This window comes from Bartonella sp. AC70YNML (genome assembly GCF_042196545.1).
In the GTDB taxonomy this organism is placed as follows: domain Bacteria; phylum Pseudomonadota; class Alphaproteobacteria; order Rhizobiales; family Rhizobiaceae; genus Bartonella.
This window is the reverse complement of the sequence record NZ_JBHIQK010000009.1, coordinates 69642-95883: the sequence shown is the minus strand read 5'-3', so window position 1 is coordinate 95883 and position 26242 is coordinate 69642. Positions and strand designations below refer to the sequence as shown.

The following is a 26242-nucleotide window of genomic DNA, read 5'->3' as shown; positions in this document are numbered from 1 at the left end:
ACTTCCTTGGCTTTTTCGGCTTCGCTCTTGGCTTGATAGGCTTGTGAATCTGCCGACTCGGCTTTTTTCTTGGCTTCTTCGCCTGCCGTTTCTGCTAAACTTGCTGTAAGCTTAGCACTATCTGCTGTTTCATTCGCTTTGTGGGCTTTATTCCACGCTGCATTCGCTGTGCTTTTTGCATTTTCCACCTCACTACGCGCTTGCTCCGCATCATGTTTGGCATAACCTGCTGTCTGTTTGGCTTCTTTTGCTATTTTCTCGGCTTCTTCCGCTTTACGCTTCGCCTCTTGTGCTATGCCCTTCACCGCTTCCCCACTCACCTGCCCTGCCGTCTCTCCTGAACGCGCCGCAGACTCTGCTACCGCTTTCGCTATTGCACTATCTGCTGCACTTTTCGCTTCTAAGGCTATCGATTTGGCATTACTTGCCTCTTCTTTTGCTTCTTCTGATACACTCTTCGAAAAAGTCGCTGTTTGATTTGCTTCATTCGCAACTCTCTCTACACTTTCTGCTTTAACCTTTGCTTCTTCTGCTGTGCTCTTCGCTGCATTCGCAACTGTAACAGCGCTTTCTGATGCTACTTTGGCTTCCTTAGCTACGCTCTCTGCTGTTTCTGTCGCTGTCGCTACCGATTGTTTTACTTCCTCCACTAAACCTTTTGCCTCAACAGCTGTCGTTTTACTTTCATTGGCTAACGTTGCTGCCTGATCTGCTACTTTCTTCGCTTCAGCGGCTTTAGACAGTGCTTCTGAGGCATCTTGTTGCACTGTTGATGTCTCTAACGCCTGTTTGGCTTCTTGCGCCATAGTCTTGGCTTCAGAAGCTGTGATTGTCGCATCATCCGCCTTCTTTTCTGCTCTTGCGGCTTTCTCTTCTGCCGTCTCTGCTGTGCTCTTAGCTTCACTCGACTTCGTTAACGCTTCTAAAGCTTTTTGCCCGATCTCATCACCAGTCTGTTTAGCTGTGGTAGCGGTCGATAATGCCGTTTCTGCAATACCTTTCACTTCTTCTGAAATATTCTTGACATCATTGACTGAGGTTAGCGCTGTAGACGCTTTATCCTTCGCAGCATTCGCTTCTGTAAGCGCATTGGTAGAGGCATTTTGGGCTTCTGTTGCGAGTTGTTTGGCTTCTTCACAAACTCTCTTACTTGTCTGTGCAACTCTCTCGGCTTCCTCTGATTTCTTCTGAACAGCTTCTGCAACTCTCTTAACAGAGGAAACGGAGGCTTTAACTTCATCACACGCATCCTTTGTCTGTTCTGAAAGAGCCTTTGCCTCTTCTGATGTGCTTACCGCTGTCTCTGATTGTGACTTGGCATCATTCGACGCTGTCAATGCATCAGCAGCTGTCTGTTTGGCTCCATCTGCCTTCATACTTTCTTGTGTCGCTACTGTCTTAACTTCATGACATGTCGCTACCGCTGTTGCGGCTACTTGCGTCGTCTCTGTTGCTGTTTGGGAGGCATCTCTCGCTGTTTGTTCTGCACGTTCAGCAATCGACTTCGATTCATCGGCTAATCTCTTTGCTTCTGTCGAGACATGGCTTTTTCTGCTTCTTGACGTGCATTAACAACCTGCTCTAACGGCGCAAAGGTTTCATACGAATACAAAGAGGCCGTCCCTAAAAGCTTCGGAACAACAACGCTGTCTTGCGAAGTCCCTTCTCTGATTTCCTCTTTCGTTGCAACAGGTATCAAATATTCATGTTCATGATCGGGTATCTTCATCTGTTTTATTCCTTCATTCAGAGGGCTTCATCCAATGAACACTCTTTCAAATCTTCAAGCTCTTCGCTTAACGCCTCTAAGCGCTTCTCTAAATCTTTCAGTGAACCATCAAGCTCTGTTTTCAAAGCGGCTTTCAGTAAATCAAAAACGCCAGTAAGCGGCGCATGCACAAGGCAACACATTGATTTATAATGATAATTCACTGTTTTGCATATTGAATGAGAGTCCCGAATATAGTAAGATTTTCTTATTCTAAACCCTCTCAGATTGAATCAATTCATATCACTTGCTCGCACATCAAAAGCGGGGCTGGTGTGTGGGTAAAATTTATACAAGAAAGGACTAAAAAATGGCTCTTATGAACCGTCTTAATGCAAGATCTGTCGCAACATTGGGGGCTGGTAAATATAATGATGGTGCTGGCTTGTTACTTCACAAGCGTAAAGATGGAGGTGCTCAATGGCTTTATCGTTATACCATTCATGGGCGCCGTCGTGAAATGGGATTGGGTGCCTTAAGACATGTTTCTTTAAAAAAAGCCCGTGAATTAGCAAATCAATGGCGTTCTGTTTTGCATGAGGGGCGTGACCCCATTAAAGAGCGGGAGAAACAAAAGCGTGAAGCAATAAGCAATCTTCATTACTTAAAAGACATTGCCGTAGATGCTTTTGAAAGTCGGAAAGCTGAATTAAAAGATGATGGTAAGGCTTGTGATTGGTTTTCACCTTTACGTCTTTATATTCTCCCTAAATTAGGCTGTCTACCCGTTTCAGAGATTACTCAAACAGAGATACGCAATACTCTTGCCCCTATTTGGCATACAAAAGCTGCAACAGCAGAGAAAGCATTGATACGTCTTAATCTTTGTCTTAAACATGCGGCTGCATTAGGTTTGAATGTTGATTTACAAGCAACAGAAAAAGCACGCGCGCTCTTAGGCAAACAACGCCATAAAACGCAAAATTTTCCAGCTATGGATTGGAGAAAGGTTCCGGCTTTTTATAAAACACTTTGCGAAACAACAACAATGACACAACTGGCTTTACGTTTGCTTATTCTGACAGGCGTTCGTACTTTTCCTTTATGTCATATCCATAAAGATCAAGTTGAGGATGATATATGGACTTATCCCTGCTGAAAATATGAAAGGAAAGCGTGATACAACAAAAGAGTTTCGTGTACCCCTATCATCTGAAGCATTAGACATTTTAAAACAAGCGCGCCTTTTATCACGCAATGATTTCTTCTTTTCTGCAACAGGTCGCGGTCCCCTCGCGCATAGGTGTATGGCTCAATATATGAAACGTATTGGACTTGAAGCCTGCCCGCATGGCTTTCGCTCTAGTTTACGCAATTGGCTTGCTGAAACAACCGATGCCCCCTATGAGGTCGCTGAAACCATTCTAGCGCATACGGTCGGCGGTAAAGTAGAACGTGCCTATCGTCGTACTGACTATCTAGAACAGCGTCGTGTCTATATGGATAAATGGGCGGCTTATGTCACCGGTCAATCTTAAGATATGGGGTGAATAACCCCATGATCTGTGGATAACTTTCTCTCTCATTCTCTCTCATTCGCTCTCAATAAGACTCATAAATTATCACATGAGAATTTATATGATAAAATATTGTTTTCTATAAAATAAATACCTTTCCAAGGATTCAAAGATATGGTTAATAAATGCTTATGATTTGTTTCTATTTTTTAAGAATGAAAGGATTTTAGAATGACAGAAAATGATAGTCTTTTAACAGACCGTGAAAGTGCAAAATTGCTTCATATGAGTGTCTCAACTTTCCGCCGTCATGTTACCAATGGCTCTCTCCCAAAACCCTTAAAATTTGGTTTTTTATCCCGTTGGTTACAATCAGATCTTTTGAATGTCATCGAGCAAGCAAAACAGCAACGTTATAACGACGCGGCATAAAAAGAAAACCTTGTCACGTAAGAACGGACAAGGCTTTCTCAAACTCATCACCTTAGAGATAGCACAATCCGTCCTATGACACAACGTTATAGGATTAAAAATGATGTGTTCTTTTAAGAATGCGCAAGGTATCACACGTGCCTTGCGTGGTACTTGGCATGGGCGTTATGGAACAGCCCGTTGCCCTGCTCATGATGATAGGCTGCCTAGCTTATCCCTTGCCAATGGACATGATGGGCGTTTATTGCTCTATTGTTATGCTGGCTGCTCTTTTAGAGAGATCATACAAGCGCTTATTAGAATTGGATTGCTTGGAAAACAAGCTTATGATCAGACGCTCTCTTTCTCAAAACAGTTTTGTGCTGATCTCAAACGAGCAAAACAGAAAGCAGAGAGAGCAAAAGCAATTTGGCAACAAAGCCAACCAATCAAAAATACTTTAGCAGAAACCTATTTACGTATGCGGGGTATTACATGTGATTTGCCTGCTGATTTACGTTTTCATAGCAAATGTCCACACCCCTCTGGGGGTACATTGCCCGCGTTGGTTGCTCTTGTTAAGGGGGCTGGTTCCTTTGCCATTCATAGAACCTTTTTAAAAGACAATGGCTGCAAAACAGATCAAAAACCAGCCAAAGCTATGTTGGGATCTGTCACGGGTGGTGCTGTGCATTTAAGCCAAGACAATCCAAAACATCTGGTCATTTGTGAGGGCATTGAAACCGGTCTGGCTCTACTGTCTGGGTTGTTAACAGAGCCCGTTGATTTATGGGCGTCCCTTTCAACTCATGGCATGATGCATGTGAATTTACCCAAAACCAAAGCCCGTCTGACAATTGCAATGGATGGCGATGATGCGGGGCGTAAAGCAGGTTTTACCCTCGCTGCACATGCCTATAGACAAGGTTTTGAAGTTTTTATCATGCAAGCCCCCTACGGTCTAGATTTCAATGATGTTTTGATACTGAAAGGTATAAATAAATGAGAGAGAATAAAAACAATATTGTCGATACCAACAATCAAAATGTTTCATGCAATGATAACGATAATGGCTCTTTAAATGATAAGACTTGTTTAGAAGCCATTCCTTATAAGCAAGCATTGCAACAAAATGGTTGGGGGGAATTGCAACCGATTAATACGGCTCTCTTACCCGTCGAGCCTTTTAGCTTATTACAGTTGCCAACGCCATTAATGGACTATGTTTATGACGTTGCGGATAGCCAACAAGCCCCTATGGATTTTATTGCTATCTCTGCTCTCTGTGCTTTGGCTGCTGTGATTGGCAATGGCGTGCGGGTTGCCCCAAAACAATATGATGATTGGATTGTGGTGCCTAATCTCTGGGGTGTCATTGTGGGGGAACCTTCGACCATGAAAACAGGTACCATGGACGCTGCTTTAGAACCTCTTTATGTCTTTCAAGATGAATGGCATCAAGAGTGGGTAAAGAAGAAAAAACAGCAAGAAACAAAAGAGATTCTTAGTGAATTAGATAAATGAGAAAAGAAAAAACAAGCCTATAAAGCACTCAAAGATCAAGACGAAGAACAAGCCCTTGCTCTTCTTTCACAAACTCTTGAACACAAAGAAAGTGAGGAAGATGACAGTTCTATAAAACGCCGTCTTATCGTCAATGATGTGACCGTTGAAAAGCTTGGGGAACTCTTAAAAGCCCCCCCCGTGGTCTCTTGTTGGTTCGTGATGAATTAGCTGGTTTTTTATCTAATCTGGCAAGAAAGGAATATCAATCAGACCGTTCTTTCTATCTAACAGCTTTTAATGGCAATAAGTCTTATACCTATGACCGTATAGGACGGGGAACCATTTTTATTCCCAATGCAACTGTCTCTATTATAGGGGGTATTCAACCTGCACGTATTATTCCCATTATTCAAGACATGCACCGTGGAATAAACGATGATGGTCTTATGCAACGGTTTCAAATGCTGACTTTCCCGATGAACGACAAGAGCAGTTATGGGTTGATAGACCTCCCAATCAAAAAGCATGGGAAAGTTATCAAGGGTTTTTTCGTTCTTTTCGTGATAAACGCTTAGGGTCTCCCGAACAGCCGCTGATCATGCGTTTTTCTGCTGAAGCACAAGTGAAGTTTTATGAATGGTTAGAGCATCTTCATAAAGAGGCAAAAGGAGGTAGTTACTCAGAAAGCTTACAATCGCATCTTTTAAAATGCCAAAGACCATAGCAAGCCTTGCGTTGATTTTTGAACTGGCTGATGGTGGGCGTTTTGAAATCAATAGAAATGCCCTTGAAAGAGCCTTGTATTGGGAAAAATATTTGTTAAGTCATGCCAAACGTCTTTATGCGGCCCATGATACATTAACAGCAGAGCGTGCAAAATTGATTGTCGAGCGTTGTGATCATTTGCCCGATATATTTACAGCAAGAGATATCTATAGACGCTGTTGGCGTTCTTTAAAAGACAAGGAAGCTGTCACGCAAGCTTTAGAGCTTTTATGCTGTTCAAATCATCTTCGAAAAAAGTTTATAACACATCAGACAAGTGGACACCCTAGCGCCTATTATGAATGGAATCCTTTAATCAAAAACAACAGCATAAAACAATAAAGAAACCTCTTTTAAAAACTTTCTACTCAAAGAGGCAAAACTCTTTTTAATGGCATTCTCATCAAGAAATTTTTCTCCAAAGATAATGATCTGAGTGACCTTATAGGAAGAGTTTTGTCCAGTGTGTCAGTGCTGTCAGTTCCTTTTAGACCCTCTATTATTTTTTTTAATGAGAAAAATTAAAAACATTATATTTCAATAGGTTAGCATTTTAAAACCATAACTCATATCAAGAGTACAATCTTTAAAGATAACCAATGATGTAAGTTGAATAAAACTCGTCAGTTTGTGTTCGTAAATTGAACTGACAAATTAGATTATTTTAGTGACTCATAAAACATATCAAAATAATCATTCTGATATTTTAAAAGCACATGCTTCATTTGTCTTTTTTCCATAAAACGAATAGCAGATTTCACTACTTTGCTGATCTTATCCTATGCCATGGGCTGTGGATAAACAAGTTTTTAAAAACCCTTTTGAAAAAAATTTATCCGTTTTTTCGCATTTTTCTGCATTTTTTTTCACCATTTACTCAAAATGGATTTAATAAGCTTCATTTCGATTCTTTTGAAGAGAATTAATCAATAGAATATATTGTCATGGAGTTTATTCTTTATGCTTCGCCCTCAACATTCTGATAATGAACATGTCACTTTACGCTCTCTCTTAGAATATTATCGTCAACGAGCTAAATCACCCCGTGAATTAGGAACCGTGTTTGAAAACCTTGTCATGGCTTATTTGACAAACGACCGGCTTCAAAAGCAAGAATACGAAAAGGTTCAGACTTATTTGGAATGGGCTAAGGAGCATGATGAAGATGGAACGGATATTGGGATTAATTTGGTAGCTACAATCCGTGATGAAGAAGGATATGCCGCTATTCAATGTAAATGCTATGATGCTTCTCACATCATTAAAAAAGAAGATATTGATAGCTTTATAGCTGCCTCGGGCAAAAAGATCTTCACCCGTCGCATACTGGTTGATAGCACCGAAATAGATTGGAGTGACAATGTTGAACTGACGTGTGAAGGACAAGAAATCCGCCCTCAACGGATTAATCTGTTTGATTTGGAAAGCAGTCAAATCGATTGGGGAGCTTATAAAGAACAAGGACAAGCTGTTCTTAAAGAGAAACCGAAGAAAAAGCTTTTAGATCATCAGAAAGAAGCCCTTGAGAGAGTCTGTGAAGGTTTACAAGAAGCAGACCATGGCAAACTCATTATGGCATGTGGTACGGGCAAGACTTTCACAAGCCTTAAGATAGCAGAAACCATAGCAGGAACTGGCAAGCGTGTATTGTTTTTAGTACCCTCTCTTGCTCTTATCTCTCAAAAAAATTCGTGAATGGACAGAAGATACAGAAGTGCCTTTACGCTCCTTTGCCGTGTGTTCCGATACACAAGTGGGAAAGCGTCGTAAGAATAATAAAAATGATGCTCTTGAATTTGATAGCTCTGATCTTGCCTTGCCTGCAACAACTGATGCAAAAGAACTGGCTAGCAAAGCGGGTAAGGTTTCACATGATCTGATGACCGTAGTGTTTTCTACTTATCATTCAATCCAAGTGATTTCGGATGCACAAAAAGAGTATGATTTACCCGAATTTGATCTGATCATCTGTGATGAAGCACACCGTACCACTGGAGCATCATTGGGAACAGAGGACAATGAATCTGATTTTATCAAGGTTCACGATAACAGCATCATTCAGGGCAAAAAACGTCTGTATATGACAGCAACCCCTAAGATCTTTACCGATGATGCCAAAAAGAAAGCCAATGAGATCAATGCCGTTCTAACATCTATGGATGATGAAGAGCTCTATGGAAAAGAGCTTTATACCTATACCTTCTCAAAAGCCGTTCAGAATGAATTGCTTGCACCTTATAAGATTATTGTTTTGGGTATTAATGAAGAGGAAGTAAGTCAATCCATTCAACATCTGATGACCGATGAGAATTATGAACTTATCCTTGATGATAAAACCAAGATCATAGGCTGTTATCAAGCCCTTGCTAAAATAGATCTCAAGGTTGATTTAAGTGATGACCCCAATCCCATGCGGCGGGCTTTGGCTTTTTGTAAAGATATCAAGACCTTTAAACGCATTCGTAACACATTTAATTCTGAAGAAATACAGGAAGAATTATTTAATCTTCATAAGGTCTATAAAGATACCCCGCCTCTTCACTGTACCTTTGATCATATTGACGGAACACAAAGTGCCAAAACGCGTCATAAAGCCCTTGATTGGCTTAAAGAAGATGTGGGGGAAAATACTTGCCGTGTGCTCACCAATGTAAGATGTCTGTCTGAAGGAGTGGATGTTCCTGCTCTTGATGCCATCATGTTTTTACACCCGCGTAAAAGTCACGTGGATGTGATACAGGCGGTGGGGTGTATCATGCGTCGTGCAAAGAGCAAGAAAAGAGGCTATATCATTTTACCCGTTGGGATCCCTGCTGAAGTTTCTGCTGAACAGGCTTTAAAATACAACAAAAGATACAGTGTTGTCTGGCAAGTGATCAATGCTTTGCTTGCTCATGATGAGAATTTTGAAATCACCCTTAACCAGATGATTTTAGGGCAAGACGTTAGTGATGTTTTGGAGATTAGAGCCTTAGAGAGCATGACCGCGGTTGAGGATAAACTTCATATCCATGAAAAATCAGAACATATGGATCTTGAGATTGGAAAAGCCGCTCATGAACCACAAACTATTCATAGCGTAACAGGAAGATTACCTTTTTATAAAGAGTTTCCTAATGCTCTAAAAACCCTTCTTGCGAAGAAATTTGCTATTGCGGATTATTGGGAAAATTGGGCGGGCAATGTTGCTGAGATTGCACAAAACCATATCACGCATCTCCAAAACTTGCTTTCTGATGAAAACAGTGAAGCTTTTGATGCATTTCATAAGGAATTAAAGAACAACTTAAACAGTGAAATAAAACAAGAGGAAGCGATTGAGATGTTAGCACAACATCTTGTCACGCGTCCCATGTTTGAAGCTTTGTTTGAGGGCAATGAATTTGTCCAAAACAATGCCATTTCGCAAGCAATGGAAAAAATCTTAACAGAACTTGATAAAACCAATATCGAAGAGAAAACGAAAGATCTTGATAAATTTTACAAAAGCGTCACGTTCTGTACAGCAGAGATTACCGAAACTCATGCAAAAAAGAATCTTATTATAAACCTTTATGAAAGTTTTTTTGTAGTGTAGCTGCAAGAATTTATTTAACTCTTTATTTGAAGAAAAAAGAGTGAACTCTATAGGAATCAAAATTCCAAAATATTGCTTATTTTGTTCAATATATTTTCTAGGACGTGGGTTAGGAATATTCTGAAAGTCGTTTTCAGAATCAATTACTTCAGGATTATAAGGGCTATTTTCTCCCGTTAAAACATAAATCCAATAGCAGATCTTTGAGTTCACAGAAAACTTTTCGATTACTAAGGTAGCACATTGATTATCACGGTTAAAATAGTACGTTCCTTCCTCTAAAAATTTATCAGCACCACTGTTATTAACTAATTCTGGGGCTGGATCTATTCTATATTTATAAGAAAGGAAGTTAAGGGTATTCATAAAGTTAACATAATTACAATGTCTATAGTCTTATCAGATAGTAGGTGCTGCCAAAGTTATCTTAGTGGTTATGAGAAGGTAGTGTATCCAAAATATATTTCATTGTTTAGAATCGTTTAGCTGAGAATTAAAGCTATAAAATTTTAATTGCAGAAGCAATACGAGTTTTAGAGAACTCTGCAGTGAAAGCTGCTTAGATTTTCAGAGTATGACTCCCCTTCCCTGCTTTTAAGTGGAGGAAAAATTAAAACATTAAACGAAGCATGCCATCACGTAAAATGGCGTTAATCCGCATTTGATATCCTTTCCCTTGACTTTTAAAGTCACGCTAGCACATCTGAATCCACTCGCACTGTTGTGACAGTTTTGGGTGGTTTATAGAATGGATTAAAAACGGCGTTTTTCCAGAACACATCATTGAGTGACGGAATATCTCTATGATCAATTGCACTATCCGACATTACAGCCAATTTATCAATTTCAAGTCTCTGTTTATCTGTCAAAACTGATAAGTTACCTACCTCAATTTCATAACGAACTTTCTTCTTTATAACGTTTCCTCTCTTTCAAATTGGCTCGTCGAGCTGAAATAATACGCATTACCTCTATACCATCTTTATTGTCATGGACAGTATGCGCTACGAATAGTAATAAAAACCTCCACAAGCACTAAAGCTTGCTAACCATACTCTCTATTTTCAATACGGTCTTGGTTAGCCATGGAGAATGGATCAGAAAAAACATATGCAGATATTTCAAAACTTTACATGATGCTTTCTAAGATTACTTTTTGTTTTAGCATCATCCCATTCAAATCTCATTTTTATACCTTATATTAATACATTTATAAGGGTATTATATACATCAAGAGTTCTAGATAAACACTTAATTATCCATGTTTTGGTACAATTAATATAATTTAATACTTTAAAAATTAGTGATTAATTAACTAAAAATATAAAAAATAATAAATTATTCTATGGCTTTATGCATATAATATGCAAATCGAATAAAACTTACAAGCATGCTGAATAAAACGATATTAATTGGCTATTTGGGAGCTGCTCCTGAAAGCAAAAAGGAATTTTGGTGCCTAAACATTCAATTTTCGTATGGCTACCTCTGAGAGCTATGCAGATAAAAATACCAATAAAAAAGTAGACAAAACAAAATGGTATTCCGTGGTGCTTTTTAATCTACAGAAATTTGGAAAAATTTGTTCTTCAGTACAGAACTGCCCCTTTTTTCGAATGAATGAGAGGAACGGTTTTTTTTATGGTCAACGCTACAAAGGATGCAATCAGCACTTTCAAGAAACCACTAACCAAAAAACCTAATGAACTTATTAAAACTGTCAGCAAAGGGACCTGTGTCATATAAGCTACCCATGGTATTCCAAAAGAATAAACTATCCCAATGCCACCCACAGTATTTATCATAAATAATATTATAAAATTTAACCGCTGCCAAAGCAATTCTACCATAAAGCCAATAAAAAATGCAGCAAATGGAAAACTAATCAGATAACCACTCGTAACTCCTGAAAAAACACTAATTCCACCACGACCACTAGGCAATAGAGGTAACCCAATCGCAATAAGAACAAGGAAAAGAAGTGATGCTAAAGCTGCCCTTTTCGCTCCAAGTATAGATCCTGCTAACATCGGAGCCATAGACTGAGCTGTAATAGGGATACCCAGCAAAAAAGGAAGATAAATAGGAGGGAAAAGACTCAAAACAGCGTAAATAGCGGCAAATAAAGCAATATAAACCAAATCTTTTGTATTCACTGAATTATTCCTTCACTAGGGAAAATATTTCGTTATTGTTGTACAATTAATAAAAAGTATCAGATTTATAAAAGTACACTTTAAATACCTTAGATATAGAGAAAAATACTATAATAATTTATTTTAATAATATCACTTATATGAATCATATTAGATTCTACAATTTTTAATTACATCATAAATTACTATAGTTAAATTCAATAATAGTGATATATGAATATTATATAATGCATTTATTTTAGTTATTATGCTTTGAATGAATTAGAGGAACAGATCTTTTAATCGCGAGTGCAATAAAGGATGCAATCAACACTTTTAAACAATCGCCTATCAAAAAAACTGATGAAGCCATTAAAACCTTCAGTAAAGAAACTTTGGTCATATACGCTGTCCATGGAACACCAAAAGAATAAACTATCCCAATGCCACCAAAAGTATTTATTATAAATAATGTTATAAAATTTAACCGCTGCCAAAACAACTCTACCATTAAACCAATAAAAAATGCGGCAAATGGAAAACCTATTAAATAACCACTTGCAATTCCTGAAAAGACACTTATTCCACCACGACCACCAGGCAACAGAGGTAATCCAATCGCAACAAGAACAAGAAAAAGGAGTGACGCTAAAGCACCCCTTTTTGCCCCAAGTATAGACCCTGCTAGCATCGGTCCCATCGATTGAGCTGTAATAGGCACCCCTAGAAGAAAAGGAAGATAAATAGAAGGGAAAAGGCCCAAAATAGCATAAATAGCGGCAAATAAAGCAATATAAACTAAATCTTTTGTATTCATTTGATTCTTCTTTTATTATAAAAACTTTTATTATTATGAGATGCTGTATCAATAGTATCAGCATCATAAGAACGCGCTTCCAATGCTTCAGCCACTTCTGAAGCCATTCTTATAGTCCGTATAATTAAAGGTATCGCAAGAGCGACAATGTTAGTATTAAGTCCCCTTGCTTGCTGTGCTTCATGTACCTCATTAAACTTTTCACTCAAAAGAGGAATAAACCTGATCGCCATAGAGATAACCATACTCACTTTTGATGGATTTATACCAAAACAACGAAAGGGCTGGAGGCCTGCTTCAATTGCATCTACCATATCTGAAACTTTTGTTGTGAATGAAATAACTGATGATAAAGAAAAGAGGATAACAAGACGTAATATGACCTCAACCCCCGTAAGCCAACCGCTAAAAATAGTTTGAAATACAAATAGAAGAACTAAAAGCAATCCCATCGATTTAAATTGCTTTATCACAGTTTTGAAAGGGATCTTGGCGACTCTATAGAATAAGATGACCAACAATAGAAATAACCCAAGAAGCGCTATGGAAGAAACCATTATTATAAAAGTTCCACAGGCCGTAAGAAATAATAACTTAACTCCAGGACTTAACCTATGAATAAATGTATCCCTCGGAATATATAAACCGATCATGACATTCTTCTTATATACTCCTTTATAGCAACAAAAGGTACATCATCAATTGCTATATCCCCCTTATCAAAAACCAGCACTCTATCAAACTTTTTCAAAAACTCTAAATCATGCGATACAACTATTGCCGTTTGTGGTAATTCTTCTATCACTTGCGTAACGCGATGCTTATTTCGCAAATCAAGTAATGTCGTCGGCTCATCAAAAATAATGTAGTCTGGTTTCATTGCAACTACACTGGAAATAGCAACGAGTTGTTTTTGCCCACCACTTAATAAATGGACAGCGTGATTTCTGAAATCTTGAAGTTCATAGCGCTGTAAAATTTCATCTACACGCTCCTTAATTTCATCTTTATTAAGCTTTAAATTTTTGAGACCAAAGGATAAGTCCTCTTCAACTAATGGTAAAACAATCTGATTATCGGGATTCTGAAAAACAAATCCAACTTTACGCTTTACTGCTTTTGCGTCGCGTTTTGTATCAAGCCCATCAACGCTTACACAGCCATGAGATGGTAATTGGAGCCCATTAATAAGGCGAACAAATGTACTTTTTCCAGAACCATTCGCACCTATAATAGCAATTCGTCTTTCGGTAAGCTGTACAGTAATATTTCTTAAAACACACAAATCACCAAAAACTTGTGTTACCTCATCAAATTTTATAATCCCCAAGGCTTATTCCAATCAATCCCTTTTATTAGCTCTTCTTTCTCTATCGTTTCAGTTTATAACCTAAAAGTAATAACAAGCACCATAGAGGAATAATAATGACTGCCAAACTCATATCAGGCATCTGTACAGGAATATATGCTTCAAGAAAAGGCAAGCTTATTCCTATCATATCAAAAAGTCGAGTCATCAATCCATTTTTCCCAAAACCACTGACAAACATAATGCAAAATAATAAAGCAAGAAAGCAGAGGCAAAGATAGTTAGCGTAAGGATATAAACCAAACGCATAAATAAAATCACCCTTTCTGTTCTTATGGGCATTGCGAAATTTCAAATGAACAATAACAATAATAGCCCAAGTAATCACTGCTGCTGCAGTTGCAAGAGCCATGATCCGCATGAAACTATTATCAGGAACAAGAGCATTAACAACGACAATCAACGCCGTACATAATGATGAAAAAAGGATAGCAATATAAGGAACACGAGCAGCACTCAGTTTACTAAAAATATGTGGTGCATTTTTTTGTACAGCTAAACTATAAAGCATACGGCCATTAGAATAAATGCCACTATTGTAAACAGAAATAGCAGCCATAATCACCACAAAATTCAAAATATGACCAGCAGCAGGAATTCCTATAGTCTCGAAAATTGTGACAAAAGGACTACCTTTTTTTCCAATCATATTCCAAGGGCTGATTATCATAATAACACTGATAGAACCAATATAAAAAATTATAATCCTCCACATAACTTGACGAATAGCCGCTGGAATTGTTTTTTGTGGATTAGATGCCTCTCCAGCAGCAATACCAATAAGCTCCGTTCCTCCAAAAGAAAACATTACTACAGAAGTTGCTAAAACAACCCCTACTGCTCCATAAGGAAAAAAACCGCCATGGTCCCAAAGATAATGAATATTCGCTTGATTTTCCCCTAGTCCAGTGACAATGAGAAAAATTCCAAAAATAATCATACCAATAACAGCAGCCACTTTGATCAAAGCGCAAGCAAATTCAAATTCTCCATAAAAACGAACATTAAACAAATTAACAAATGTAACAAATAAAAGAACAATGAAAGATGTCTTCCAATGATCAATCAAAGTCCAATGATCAAGGTAAAACCCTATCACTGTAAGTTCAGCCATGCTCACAAGAATATAAAGAAACCAATAATTCCAACCTGTTATGAAACCAGCTAATCTCCCCCAATATTTATAAGCAAAAAAACTAAATGCTCCTGAAGACGGTTCTTCTACTGACATTTCACCAAGCATTCGCATAATGAAATACATAATAAGCCCGCCGACAAGATAAGATAAAATAACTGAGGGACCAGCTAATTGAATTGCCTCGGTTGACCCATAAAAAAGTCCTGTCCCAATAACGCCACCTAAAGCAATCATTTGAATATGGCGATTTTGAAGGCTACGCTTCAATTCCTCGTGCTTTTTTTCAGACATCATGCCTCACTACTTTTGTTGAACTTAACCTCAACTTTTATTGAAAAATTAGGCACCTCTTTCAAAAAACACAAAACAAACGTAAACTTATTTTCTTATCATAATGCAACTCCTTATTTTTTTGTGCATTATACGTATGTCCCGTTGAAGTTTTAAGAAAAAATATGCTCCACCCTCTATTTAAATTAATGTCCTTCATTTTCGTTACACTAACCATTATAGCATTGGTCATTGATAACGCACACTCTGTAATCACATCACATTGGACAACAACCCCCTTTAATAAAATTTTAACAAACCTTCTGCAAACAGATATCTATCACCTTAATCAATCTCTATGCAAGGTAATGCCTGATTTTCTGTCCTCAATTTGCATTACTCTTACTTATTTACCCGCATGGTCTATCTTTGGGGCTTTAGCAATAGTATTTTGTATCTTAAATTACGAAAAACAAAAGCCTTTTCACAAAATATCATATAATAAAGAGTCCATTTGATCTTGAAAAAAACTTCTAGAGCTCTGTGTACTATAACATAATCGATGTCGCTTACCCCCCCTCACTCTATTAAAACAACTGAAAATCACTTGATCATCAGAACAAATTAAAACGCTTTATTATAAATATAGGCGCTCACTTATGATTTCTATAGATAACGATAACATCACTTTATTTGTATCAATTTTAAAAAATTAGCGAATAAATCTACCTCCCACCTATAAGAAAACTCTGTACAGAAAAAACTTAAAATATTGCAGTTCATATATTCTTCTATGGCTTCTTCTTTATACTCTACAAAAACTTTTCTTAATTTTCGTACTAGAAACCCCATATAAAAAACGTCTTCTAATATCAGCACTCCTTATAAGATTAGAACTTATTAAAATTAATGAAGAAGCTTATAAAAATTATTCTACAAGTCTAACAAAATGCGTGAAATAAAAACTCATCTGTAAATAATTGCAATTGTGATAAAAAATATTTCGCACCTTCTCCCTATTGAGAAAATGGTAAGATAACAGCTTCAGTAACACTCTGTTCTTTTAAATCTGAAAATCGTCTCGCTAAAATATCAACTTTTTAGATATCTCATCCAAACTTTTTCATTGATTAGTTACCTCTCGAGAAAGTTCCTCAATGAATTTTTCTTGGTAAGCTAGCTTCATTTCTAGTTCTATCAGCCGATCTTCATCCGACATGATTTTTACTTCCCCTTAAATAAAAAAAACGTGATTAATGTTATTAATCTTCCTCCCTTCTTCTTCCCATAAAAATGAGAAGTAACTTTTCAACTAATTCTACTCATCTATTTGCACATTATAAAAGGTTTATGATGATCTTTATTTTCCCAATCACTCTATGCAACAAATTTCTTTCTTAAAAATCAGAAAAGTTTTTTATCTTGATTAAGTTATCTTAACACCATTTTTCATTCTAAAGATCTACATTCCCAGCTTCTTAATTTAAGTGCTATCGTAAATTGGAAAGCATTTTATAGCATTAAGGTCAAAGAATACTTTTCTCTGACTTTTACATACTTCTCCTTCAAATTATTATCATATGTATAAATTATTGAAAAAATGCATTCTTGCTTTTATACGTACTTTTAGCTATTACCCTCAAATTAGTTTTGTCTCATTGACTTACAAACCTATGCCGCATTAGCTCAGTTGGTAGAGCACATCATTCGTAATGATGGGGTCGCTGGTTCGAATCCGGCATGCGGCACCACCTTTCTTAAGATGTTTAAATATATATATTTTTTATTTAACTATCTGTTTAAAGACCACCTTCTAGGATTTATACAATTTTATCTAATCTGTTGTTATTTGCTCCGTATTTTTCTCTGGAGTAAATGCTAAAACCTCTTTCTTTCTCCACCTCACTGCTCACCCTAGCTTATATGGCTCCGGCCCCCTCTGAAGCATCTAATTGCGAATCGTTGTTGTGGATATACTAAAAAGCTGTGCACACTCATGGATTGTTACATATCTATTGCCATCATCAAATATCATCCATTGCCTTTTTATTTTTTATGTTATGTAAATGGGCTGGGATGCTATGAGGAGAGAACTTCCTATATTTTCAAGCAGCTTTTTGTCAAAATCTTTTGTGTCTCTTGTGCTATTGCCTCTAAAAAGATTTCAATAGCTTGATTGATTTGTTTAAGAGGCTGCTGGAAACGTAGCCAATACAACACCAGACAAAGATGACACCATTGGACCCAACCCCAAACGCCCCACCAAATGCTTCATATGAAAAAGAAAATATATGAAACCGAACTACTTGTTCAAAATTATTACAGTACAATATTCTTAAAAAAACTATCAAATACCATTGGTCTATATATTGAATATGCTCCACTAATATATTGTTTCAGTTGGAAACAGACTGTAAGAGAGGAGAAATATCCATTATGTTGTTATGTAACAGTTTATTTAAAATCCTTCGTAAAGGTACTTTTTAATGGAATTAAGCAATTAGGGGAAAAAACAAAGAATAGTTAATTTAACTATAGATTTTTTTATTAAATATGTATAACACGTTATGTATACGCTTTATTGATTCTAAGATAATTTTTAGATATATAATGTTAAATTATAATGTTTTTTTGTTTTTATAAAAAAAATTCTGTGGTGCAATTTATGACTTTTGAAATTACTTAAAAATCAACACCTAATTATTTCATTAATTATTATGTCTCTTATTTTTTATTAAAAGTGCTTTTTGTCATCGGAATTATTGAAGTTTTTTCAAGTAAAGTTCTTCTAAATCATTCTAGATCAACTGTAAGAATTTATGAGTGAAATCTATCTGATTATAAATGGAATTATTATAAAGTTATTGTCTTTAGATGGAGATCAATTACTGAAAAATGAATAGTATTTAGCATAATCTTTATTCAAAAAATGATATGGATCTTAAAATAATTCACTATGGATGTTTTGAATTTATTATGCCCTTTCGCTGTTCTGTTCTTAAAAATGAGTAGATGTAAGTTTTTAATTCATATCCTGCTTTGTGTAGTTTTTTATAGGTAAAAATAATGCGAAAAATATCAAAAGAAGGGCTTGTATTGATTAAGCAATTGGAAGGCTTGCGTTTATCAGCTTATGAAGATTCTGGTGGTGTCTGGACAATTGGTTATGGACATACAAGTGCTGCTGGTGCTCCAAGCGTTCACAAAGATATGCAAATTACGGAAAAAGAAGCTGAAAAAATCCTTCGTCAGGACTTGAGGGAGTATGAAGCTGTTGTTGAAAAAGCCGTTACCGTTCCTTTAAACGATGAACAATTCGCGGCATTAGTATCATTTTGCTATAATGTAGGAATCACAGCATTTCGCAATTCTACACTTTTAAAAAAGCTTAATAAAGGTGAATATGAAGCGATACCAACCGAATTGCAAAAATGGACAAGAGTGGGAGGAAAACGTATCCAAGGTCTTGTCAATCGCCGAGCAACCGAAGCAGGATTGTGGGCAAAAGGAGCTCATGTTGCCCCCAATTATCATGTAGTAGAACCAGAAGGTGTAACAGGTATTTGCAAAGTAGAAGCTCTTGCACCAATCATAGGTTCTTTTTCAGGGCTTGGAGGTCTTTTTGCAGGAAATGGTCCTGTTCAATGGGTTCTAGCAGGCATTATGGTTTTAGCTGCTTGTACAGCTATGATATACATTGCTAAACGTTTTCAGGAACACCGCCTATGATTTTATGGATAAAAAAATATCTGACAATGACGTCAGCGCTCATAGCAGCTTTTCTTATAGCTTTAGTCAAAGCCTTTTTTCTTGGGAAAAAAATTGAGAAGCAAAAGCAAACAAAAGAAGATTTCAAGATAGCGACAACACGGCTTGAGGTAGAAAATGAAATTAATAAGAAAAGTGATGCTGATGTGCGCACTAAGCTTTCTAGCTGGTTGCGCGACGAATGAACGAACTTCTTGTATTGGATGGCTGCCAATTTATTTGAATCGACAAGATATCAATGTCATTAGTTCAAATTTGGCGAGAGATATTTTAAAACATAACGAACAAGGTGAACGTTTATGTGGTTGGAGAGATAAACGGAAAATAAAGTGATAAAGATACAACTCCTCTGAAACATTAATTAATGAAACGATTTGAAAAAGGTGGATATATTCAGACTAAAAGTAAAAGAACTTAAAAGGTTAAAACACTCTGGTGATCGATTGGATTTTATTAGAGTAACGGAGATGTCTGAGTTGAAGCGAAAGGATTCAACAGATTATGTTTGTGTAAAATGATTGAGTCTATTGATGTATTCTATGGGCATCTTTGTTATCCTATCAAAAGAAGATGAGAAAAGATTTTATGGATTGCACTACTATCGTCGTTCAAAGAACTGATCATACACAAAGGTTCTGTTTTCAACAAAAATAACATCTAGAAGCTTGCATGCTTGAAGAAAAGCAATCTATGGAGCTATATAATGAATAATGGTAAGGCTTTTATGTGATTTGTAAATGACGTTGCTTCAGCTTCCTAATTATAATAATGATGTTGACGATAAGGAAAATACTTTCGCACTTTATCTGCTTTTTCATGCTAAAGTGGCGGAAAAACATTGTGAATGATCTTGGCTGTTAATTTTTCTATAGGTAAATTCCCTATATGGGAAATGACATGCAACTCCAATTGAGAAAACCAACAACCATTTTTGCTTTTATTTTTTAACTTAGCTTTTTTACTTTCAAAAGTTGCCTAGCAATTTCTTGAAAAATATTGCTTTACTATTTTAAGATAATTTTTTCCTGAAATAAAATCCTTCTTTTAAAATATTACTGTAATATCTTGCAAACTCATGTACTGCTTTTAGAGAAAGTTTGTAATAGGACCGTTTCTTTCACGGCGTTTATTGTGATGTGTATAACGGAAAAGTTAAGAGCGCGTATTATCTTTTCGAACATTCAACCACAATCTTATTTCATCCCAATATTTATCTTGAGAAGATACTTTTATAAAGATACTGATAATCTATAAATCACTCTCCCCTAATTCACCTTCTCACTCATCCTTCCATGCATTGCCCGTCCACCTTTTAAACCACCTTAAATTTTTGATATAGAATTTTTTATTTAATTTTTATTTTTTATTGAATCATAAAAATGATATGTCTCAATCTCACCTCTATGCATCTTTATACGCTTTGATTCTTATTTCTAAAGCCCAGACATCCTGCATATCGCACTGTTTTTATATTTAATATATATTTCTAGATTTATTCCTAACTTGTTAGAAAAGTTTTTATATTTTGATAGAAATATCTTCTATCAGTTCACTTTTTTCAAAAGATTCTGAAAGGATTCTCAAAAAGTCTGCAAGTTAAAGACTATTTAATACGTATTGTTTCTTTTCTAGAAATCAAAATTGGTGATGCCCCATTCCTTACCAGAAATTGTGTTATTTGCAGAGCAGTCTGTATAAGATGGTGTAACCTCTTTTATGAAGTTAACTAAAGTTTTTTGAATTTCTAGCATATTGTTTAAAGACAAAAAACTCCCTTTTAATTTATACAAGCAGCTTAGACATCGGCTGATAATCCTTCCACTTATAAAAATCTTTTCTTTAATAACCCTCAAAACCACAATTAAAGTGGTGAAAGATAAAACAAGATTTTTAGGCGATCATAACGCACAATAAAATAAGACCAGTCTAAATGTTCAATGCTAACACCTGCTAAACAGTGGAAAATAAGTTTTAGCACGCCTTCAAATTGGAAGAGCTTAAGCCCCTGCGCGCTACGATGGATTTCTACTCTCATCGTACGATTTACATTCCCTCTAAAACTTAATCGCTGTAAATATAAAAATCTTGAAGCCCGTTCTAAATCCGTGAGAGTTTCTGGATCTTGCTGTATTAAACGTTGAAATTCCTCACAACTGCTCATCTAAAATGCTAACATTTTTACAAAAGGACGATAGTGGCGTTGTAACATCCCTAAAAAGTTTACGACATAACCTGAGAGATTATTGCTGATTTCAGGGGATAGAATCAATTTCTGTTCAAAGAAAATATCACTCATACCAACAAAAAGGTTTAGTCTACATGCCATGAGGAATGTCCTCAAATAATTTTGATATTTTTTTGATCGAATTTCTTTTGTCACCAATATCAGCAGCAACTTGTGTGGAATTAACAAAATTATAATTTTTTATCTTAAAATGTATCCATCATTTTTTACATTCTTTCATCTATCTAGCCTTCTTTTCACAGCTTCAAATGATAAAAAGTAACTGCAATGTTAAGTCGTTTTGCATCGAACAAATTTCTCGCAAACTATCCCGATTGGCTAGATGACAATCCATCCTCTATTTAAAGAGAGAAAAACTTTTCTTTTTTATTCAGCGATAAAGTAAATATTATCCAATTACTTATGAGTAGTAATTCGATCAAATGGAAACTGTAATTCTTTCTACTCTAAGTAATCTTGTACCCATTTATATAGGTTTAGGAAAGCGTTCTGTTATGAATATTCATAAAAATGCTTCAAAAATTGATATCAGCAAAACTTCTGTTTAAAAAAGGAAAAGATGTTCTCTTACCTGCTACTGAAGAAACTGTTCAGATTTGTCTTGATGTTGCTGAAGAGCTTCAAAAAACATGAAGTTATCCCAACGCTTACAAGTGTGCCAACAATTCAACTTTGAGATAATAGATCAGTGCTAGAGTTATGCCAATCTCACCAATCTGTTGTTGTCTGTGAAGAGCATAGTATCAAAGGAGAAACTTGGAGATGCAATTGTTAAATCGCTTATGGAACAAAACATTCTATGCCAATTTGTATCATTAGTCCCCCCCACCATCCCCATCTGCAATAAAAACGAACTGGATATTTTAACAAGTTATAAAATCAATCGAGGACGCATAAATAGTGTTAGAAATGACATACTATACAAAAAATATTCAACTGCTTCCTAATATGCTCGCCAGTTCAAAAACATCATAAATCATTGAGGATGCAAGAAAATAAGAAAGAAAAGCACATTAATTCACGCAGTTTTTCTCTCAGTAAACGAGCTTTTTTAAAGATAGTACGGATATTTTTTCATTGCTTAAAAACGTACTCCATAAAAACAATATCATATCCATATAATATATTATCCAATGAACTTAATATAAATAATATATAGATTATAGAAATATTATTTATTATATACATTTTTATTATAATTATAGATTAAAATAAATACATATTGACATTTTTAGTAGTTTTATTTATATATAATAACTAATATTATTCTACATTAAAATAAAACTAAATGGATTTTATAAATTTACGTTTTATGCCAATGTGGAAAAGAAGTAATTAATATATTATATTTTAATGTTTTTTTATATACAGGAGGGAAAAATGCTCACAGCATTATTTATAGCTACTTTTTCTATATCAACAGTTGTTTTACCTTTAATATCAGCGCTTGTTCCTTTTTATCCGTAGAATGAGCTTTTAATAAAGTAAATAAAATATGTATGCAATGTTATTATTGTTTTTTTTCGTGTTTATTATTATTATTAATATTTAATATTACTGTAGTTACTGAGTATTTTCTGTGATTTTATAGAGGAGCTTATTGATATTTTCTATTTAACTTTAACTGTCAACATATTTTTAAAATATATAATTATGCTCCTCTATAAAAATACTTTCTTTTTCTGAAAGAAGTATAACTTATTTCTTTCATTGCTTAAAAACATCTATATTTACTAAACTCTTGCGTGTAATATCTTTGATTGTCTGAGTACCAGTCAGTGTCATAGCTACCCGCATTTCATTGGCAAAAAGATCAAGGAGATGCATAACACCTTTCTTACCTGCTGCTGCAAGCGCATAAACAAAAGCACGGCCAATCATAACAGCATCCGCACCTTGTGCTATCATGCGTACAACATCAAGACCAGAACGAACACCAGAATCCGCTAAAATAGTCAAATGATCCTTTACAGCATCTGCAATTTCAGGCAACGCTCGTGCTGTTGATAATACACCATCAAGCTGGCGTCCACCGTGATTGGAAACAACAATACCATCAGCACCAAATCGTACGGCTTCTCGCGCATCTTCTGGATCAAGAATACCTTTCAAAATCATTTTTCCTTTCCAAAAATCGCGAATCCATTGTAGATCATGCCAACCAATTGAGGGATCAAAATTTGCACCAAGCCAACCAACATAATCATCCAATGCAATCTTCTTTTTGAGATAAATGGAAACATTTCCAAGATCATGAGGGCGCCCCATAACACCAACGTTCCAAGCCCAATATGGATGAGTCAAAGCTTGTAAAAAACGACGTAAACCAGCATAAGGACCAGACATACCCGAATGCGCATCACGATAACGTGCACCAGGAATTGGCATATCAACTGTAAAAACCAACGTGCGTACACCAGCCAACCAAGCCCGTTCTAGTGCATCACGCATGAAACCGCGATCTTTGAGAACATAAAGTTGAAACCAAAATGCACCTCCAATCGCTTCTTGCACTTCCGCAATAGGACAAACTGAAACAGAGGATAGTGTAAAAGGAATCCCTTTTGCCACTGCAGCACGCGCTGCTTTTACCTCTCCACGACGTGCATACATGCCCGTTAGCCCAACAGGTGCGAGCACAATCGGTAGACCAAGTGTCTGATCAAAAAGCTTGATTGAAAGATCAACTTCACCAACGTGGCATAGAATCCTTTGACACAGTGCAAGTGCTTGAAGATCTGTACAATTACGTCGCATCGTTTCTTCAGCATAAGCCCCACCATCAATATAGTGAAAAAGAAAGGGAGGAAGACGACGCTTTGCTGCCTTACGATAATCAAGTGTTGAAGAAATAATCATTGATGGCACCATTATTCCTAAATGAAAAGAGAAAACATCCTAAAACGCATAAAAGCGAATCCATGTACCTACCTATTCGCTATTCTCCCAAAGCACTCTATTGAATAGATAGAAGCAACAGAGACTGCAACTTTCTAAAAAAACTAATTGATAAAAACAACGTCTTTATTGCTCTTATCCAAATTTAAAATCTCACAGTATGAAGTATCATTAATAACGTATCTACTCATATATTCTTCATGTGCAATTAAAATGTTATACTCTCTTTAAAGCAATCCCTCTTCGAAAGCGATTGCTCCGTAGCTTAATTAGTTATAATTTAAAGTCGCGTCTCTCCCCAAAGATCCTTACATTATCAGTTATTAAGAATATAGAGTGTCATTAAGTATAAATCATCCCCCCCAAAAAGATGAAAAAATCCTTTATTAATACTGGAAATAAAGCTGTCGCATACATGCAGAAATCTTCGTATATCAATATTCAAAATTGAGATATTTTACTTATTCATAAAAGTTTATAAAAATATATAGTGCCTAATGCACATAAAGCATAAAAACTTTTAATGTTCATACCAATAGAAACTATTCATATTTAATTGAATAATTTTCTAGCAATATTATATCTTGAGGCTATAAATGAGTTACTAAAATTAGAACAATGTTTATTGAAAATAATTGTTACTAAACTGGAGTAAAAATTTATTTATTAGCTCTATTGAATTTTAGTAACCTATTGATTTATTATAATAGTAAATATGAATAACATATTGAATATAGTAAATTTCTTTCATTGTAAATTTTGTCATGATGAAATAATCAAAACTATTCTTTTGCACAATCATAAATGGAGTTCGTATAGATAGAATCTCTTGAAAAAAGAAATAAAAATGCCTCTCATATCCTCTCAAATACAAAGCCCTAATCTTGGAAAATGCATGGCGCCGGTTTTTTAAAGAACAAAAACTTTTCTTTTATTCACAATATATTTCCTGCGTACATGTTATCAAAATTTGTGGTTTCCAACTCATTTAAAATGCTTAGACAACTTTAAACCCTGTGCTTGATAATGTGATCCAACATCATGTCCATAAAGGGTTGAGGGCCGATTAAGCATATGTTCATAGACCAAACGACCAATCATTTGGCCATGCTCTAAGATAAAAGGAACTTCATGGCTTCGCACTTCTAAAACCGCTCTTGCTCCTTTTCCACCCGCTTCCATATGCCCAAATCCTGGATCAAAAAAGCCTGCATAGTGCACCCTAAACTCACCAACTAAAGGATCAAAAGGAGTCATTTCTGCGGCATAAAGCGGAGGCACATGAACAGACTCTCGTGAAACTAAAATGTAAAACTCATCAGGATCAAGAACTAGCTCTCTGTGATCTCGATCAAAAAGAGGTTCCCAAAAATCTAAAACGTGAGCAACGGCGCGTTTATCAATATCAATAACGCTTGTATGATGTTTACCACGATAACCTATAAGCCCGTTTTCATCTCCCTTTAAATTAATGGAAAGTCCAATACCATCAGCACTAATATTAGGAAGATCCTCCGATATCAGTGTTTCTTGCCTTTGCAAAGTGTGCAACTCAATTTCATTTAAATAACTTTGCCCTTTTCTAAACCGAAGCTGTGATAAATGTGAGCCAGTACGCACCAAAATTGGAAATGTTCGTGGACTAACTTCCAAATAAAGTGGACCATGATAACCAGCACAAATTTTATCAAATTCCTGAGCATTATCCGTAATGACACGTGTAAAAACATCTAACCGCCCCGTGGAACTTTTGGGATTGGCAACAGCAGATAAAAATTCTGGTAAAGCTAAAGTTTCCAAAAGAGGAACAATATAAACACACCCCGTTTCTAAAACGGCTCCGTCTTGTAAATCAAACTCATGCAACTTTAACCGTTCAAGCTTATCCAAAACTTTTGCATCAGAACCCGGCATAAAAGAAGCACGTATACGATAAGCTTTCTCCCCTAAACGAAGATCAAGGCTTGCTGGTTGTATTTGAGATCTATCAAATGGATACTGAGCCTTGAGAAAGTTATTATCAATCAAAGCTTGTATATCACTATCTGCTAAAATACCGCTTATACGCGCCATATATATTGCCTTCCCTTTTTACTGTATTTCTTTTTGACCTAGATG

General features: G+C 36.0%; 20 protein-coding genes, 1 tRNA gene and 7 pseudogenes. 12 read left to right on the top strand and 16 right to left on the bottom strand.

What is annotated here, in order from left to right; genetic code table 11:
* From ACFIMU_RS07125 to ACFIMU_RS07115, 3 genes and pseudogenes are all read right to left on the bottom strand, one after another.
* Positions 1–1376: pseudogene (locus ACFIMU_RS07125) on the bottom strand (hypothetical protein); the annotation flags it as partial.
* 140 nt (positions 1377–1516) lie between these two features.
* Complete coding sequence (locus ACFIMU_RS07120; protein ID WP_375696944.1) at positions 1517–1729, bottom strand: hypothetical protein; 213 nt, start codon at positions 1727–1729, stop codon at positions 1517–1519.
* Positions 1730–1746: 17 nt separating this feature from the next.
* The gene (locus tag ACFIMU_RS07115; protein WP_375696943.1) at positions 1747–1899 is read right to left on the bottom strand and encodes a hypothetical protein; all 153 of its coding nucleotides are present in this window, start codon (positions 1897–1899) and stop codon (positions 1747–1749) included.
* A 179-nt stretch (positions 1900–2078) separates the two neighbouring features.
* On the opposite strand from ACFIMU_RS07115, the pseudogene ACFIMU_RS07110 reads away from it, so the two are divergent.
* The 5 genes and pseudogenes from ACFIMU_RS07110 to ACFIMU_RS07090 form a co-directional block, all read left to right on the top strand.
* Positions 2079–3246: pseudogene (locus tag ACFIMU_RS07110) on the top strand (tyrosine-type recombinase/integrase).
* A gap of 210 nt (positions 3247–3456) precedes the next feature.
* Positions 3457–3657, top strand: a complete 201-nt coding sequence (locus ACFIMU_RS07105; RefSeq protein WP_012231078.1) for an AlpA family transcriptional regulator — start codon at positions 3457–3459, stop codon at positions 3655–3657.
* 100 nt (positions 3658–3757) lie between these two features.
* Positions 3758–4642 carry a toprim domain-containing protein gene (locus ACFIMU_RS07100; protein WP_375696942.1) on the top strand — a complete coding sequence of 295 codons (885 nt, stop codon included), beginning with the start codon at positions 3758–3760 and terminating at the stop codon, positions 4640–4642.
* Positions 4639–6249, top strand: a pseudogene (locus tag ACFIMU_RS07095) (YfjI family protein). The gene ACFIMU_RS07100 and the pseudogene ACFIMU_RS07095 overlap by 4 nt, the downstream one beginning before the upstream one ends.
* Before the next feature lie 618 nt (positions 6250–6867).
* A pseudogene (locus ACFIMU_RS07090) lies at positions 6868–9475 on the top strand (DEAD/DEAH box helicase family protein); the annotation flags it as partial.
* Between the two features lie 619 nt (positions 9476–10094).
* Here ACFIMU_RS07090 and ACFIMU_RS07085 read toward each other — a convergent pair.
* A pseudogene (locus ACFIMU_RS07085) lies at positions 10095–10148 on the bottom strand (hypothetical protein); the annotation flags it as partial.
* Positions 10149–10173: 25 nt separating this feature from the next.
* A complete protein-coding gene (locus ACFIMU_RS07080; RefSeq protein WP_375607395.1) occupies positions 10174–10353 on the bottom strand; it encodes a hypothetical protein in 180 nt (59 codons plus the stop codon).
* Between the two features lie 521 nt (positions 10354–10874).
* Here ACFIMU_RS07080 and ACFIMU_RS07075 point away from each other — a divergent pair.
* A pseudogene (locus tag ACFIMU_RS07075) lies at positions 10875–11046 on the top strand (single-stranded DNA-binding protein); the annotation flags it as partial.
* A 27-nt stretch (positions 11047–11073) separates the two neighbouring features.
* On the opposite strand, the gene ACFIMU_RS07070 reads toward ACFIMU_RS07075, so the two are convergent.
* The 5 genes from ACFIMU_RS07070 to ACFIMU_RS07050 form a co-directional block, all read right to left on the bottom strand.
* Positions 11074–11640: a biotin transporter BioY gene (locus ACFIMU_RS07070; protein ID WP_375696941.1), complete on the bottom strand. Its 567-nt coding sequence runs from the start codon at positions 11638–11640 to the stop codon at positions 11074–11076.
* Positions 11641–11878: 238 nt separating this feature from the next.
* Positions 11879–12436, bottom strand: coding sequence for a biotin transporter BioY (locus tag ACFIMU_RS07065; protein ID WP_375607393.1), 558 nt, complete (start codon positions 12434–12436; stop codon positions 11879–11881).
* The gene (locus ACFIMU_RS07060; RefSeq protein ID WP_375607392.1) at positions 12433–13089 is read right to left on the bottom strand and encodes an energy-coupling factor transporter transmembrane component T family protein; all 657 of its coding nucleotides are present in this window, start codon (positions 13087–13089) and stop codon (positions 12433–12435) included. Before ACFIMU_RS07060 ends, ACFIMU_RS07065 begins: the two co-directional genes overlap by 4 nt.
* Complete coding sequence (locus tag ACFIMU_RS07055; protein ID WP_375607391.1) at positions 13086–13766, bottom strand: energy-coupling factor ABC transporter ATP-binding protein; 681 nt, start codon at positions 13764–13766, stop codon at positions 13086–13088. The genes ACFIMU_RS07060 and ACFIMU_RS07055 overlap by 4 nt, the downstream gene beginning before the upstream one ends.
* Before the next feature lie 40 nt (positions 13767–13806).
* Positions 13807–15234: an amino acid permease gene (locus tag ACFIMU_RS07050; protein ID WP_375607397.1), complete on the bottom strand. Its 1428-nt coding sequence runs from the start codon at positions 15232–15234 to the stop codon at positions 13807–13809.
* A 164-nt stretch (positions 15235–15398) separates the two neighbouring features.
* On the opposite strand from ACFIMU_RS07050, the gene ACFIMU_RS07045 reads away from it, so the two are divergent.
* A complete protein-coding gene (locus ACFIMU_RS07045; protein ID WP_375607390.1) occupies positions 15399–15731 on the top strand; it encodes a hypothetical protein in 333 nt (110 codons plus the stop codon).
* Positions 15732–16336: 605 nt separating this feature from the next.
* On the opposite strand, the gene ACFIMU_RS07040 is transcribed toward ACFIMU_RS07045, so the two are convergent.
* Positions 16337–16399, bottom strand: coding sequence for a hypothetical protein (locus ACFIMU_RS07040; RefSeq protein ID WP_375607396.1), 63 nt, complete (start codon positions 16397–16399; stop codon positions 16337–16339).
* Between the two features lie 489 nt (positions 16400–16888).
* Here ACFIMU_RS07040 and ACFIMU_RS07035 point away from each other — a divergent pair.
* Positions 16889–16964 (top strand) — tRNA-Thr (locus ACFIMU_RS07035).
* 83 nt (positions 16965–17047) lie between these two features.
* On the opposite strand, the pseudogene ACFIMU_RS07030 reads toward ACFIMU_RS07035, so the two are convergent.
* Positions 17048–17248 (bottom strand): annotated as a pseudogene (locus ACFIMU_RS07030) (helix-turn-helix transcriptional regulator).
* Between the two features lie 1031 nt (positions 17249–18279).
* Between ACFIMU_RS07030 and ACFIMU_RS07025 the strand changes: the two are divergent.
* The 3 genes from ACFIMU_RS07025 to ACFIMU_RS07015 are packed head-to-tail and all read left to right on the top strand — an operon-like array spanning position 18280 to position 19314.
* Complete coding sequence (locus ACFIMU_RS07025; protein WP_375618609.1) at positions 18280–18942, top strand: lysozyme; 663 nt, start codon at positions 18280–18282, stop codon at positions 18940–18942.
* A complete protein-coding gene (locus ACFIMU_RS07020) occupies positions 18939–19166 on the top strand; it encodes a hypothetical protein (protein ID WP_375607388.1) in 228 nt (75 codons plus the stop codon). The genes ACFIMU_RS07025 and ACFIMU_RS07020 overlap by 4 nt, the downstream gene beginning before the upstream one ends.
* Entirely contained in the window at positions 19099–19314 is a 216-nt protein-coding gene (locus tag ACFIMU_RS07015) for a hypothetical protein (protein ID WP_375607387.1), read from the top strand. The genes ACFIMU_RS07020 and ACFIMU_RS07015 overlap by 68 nt, the downstream gene beginning before the upstream one ends.
* Positions 19315–20842: 1528 nt before the next feature.
* On the opposite strand, the gene ACFIMU_RS07010 is transcribed toward ACFIMU_RS07015, so the two are convergent.
* Complete coding sequence (locus ACFIMU_RS07010) at positions 20843–21142, bottom strand: hypothetical protein (protein WP_375696940.1); 300 nt, start codon at positions 21140–21142, stop codon at positions 20843–20845.
* Complete coding sequence (locus tag ACFIMU_RS07005; protein ID WP_375607385.1) at positions 21143–21307, bottom strand: hypothetical protein; 165 nt, start codon at positions 21305–21307, stop codon at positions 21143–21145. It abuts the gene before it with no gap.
* Between the two features lie 429 nt (positions 21308–21736).
* Here ACFIMU_RS07005 and ACFIMU_RS07000 point away from each other — a divergent pair, with 429 nt between their 5' ends.
* Positions 21737–21859, top strand: coding sequence for a hypothetical protein (locus tag ACFIMU_RS07000; RefSeq protein ID WP_375607384.1), 123 nt, complete (start codon positions 21737–21739; stop codon positions 21857–21859).
* Positions 21860–22933: 1074 nt separating this feature from the next.
* On the opposite strand, the gene lldD is transcribed toward ACFIMU_RS07000, so the two are convergent.
* On the bottom strand, positions 22934–24085 hold the full coding sequence (lldD, locus tag ACFIMU_RS06995) for an FMN-dependent L-lactate dehydrogenase LldD (RefSeq protein ID WP_375696939.1): 1152 nt from the start codon (positions 24083–24085) through the stop codon (positions 22934–22936).
* Positions 24086–25108: 1023 nt separating this feature from the next.
* Entirely contained in the window at positions 25109–26197 is a 1089-nt protein-coding gene (locus ACFIMU_RS06990) for a 2'-deoxycytidine 5'-triphosphate deaminase (RefSeq protein ID WP_375607382.1), read from the bottom strand.
* Positions 26198–26242 lie beyond the last annotated feature (45 nt).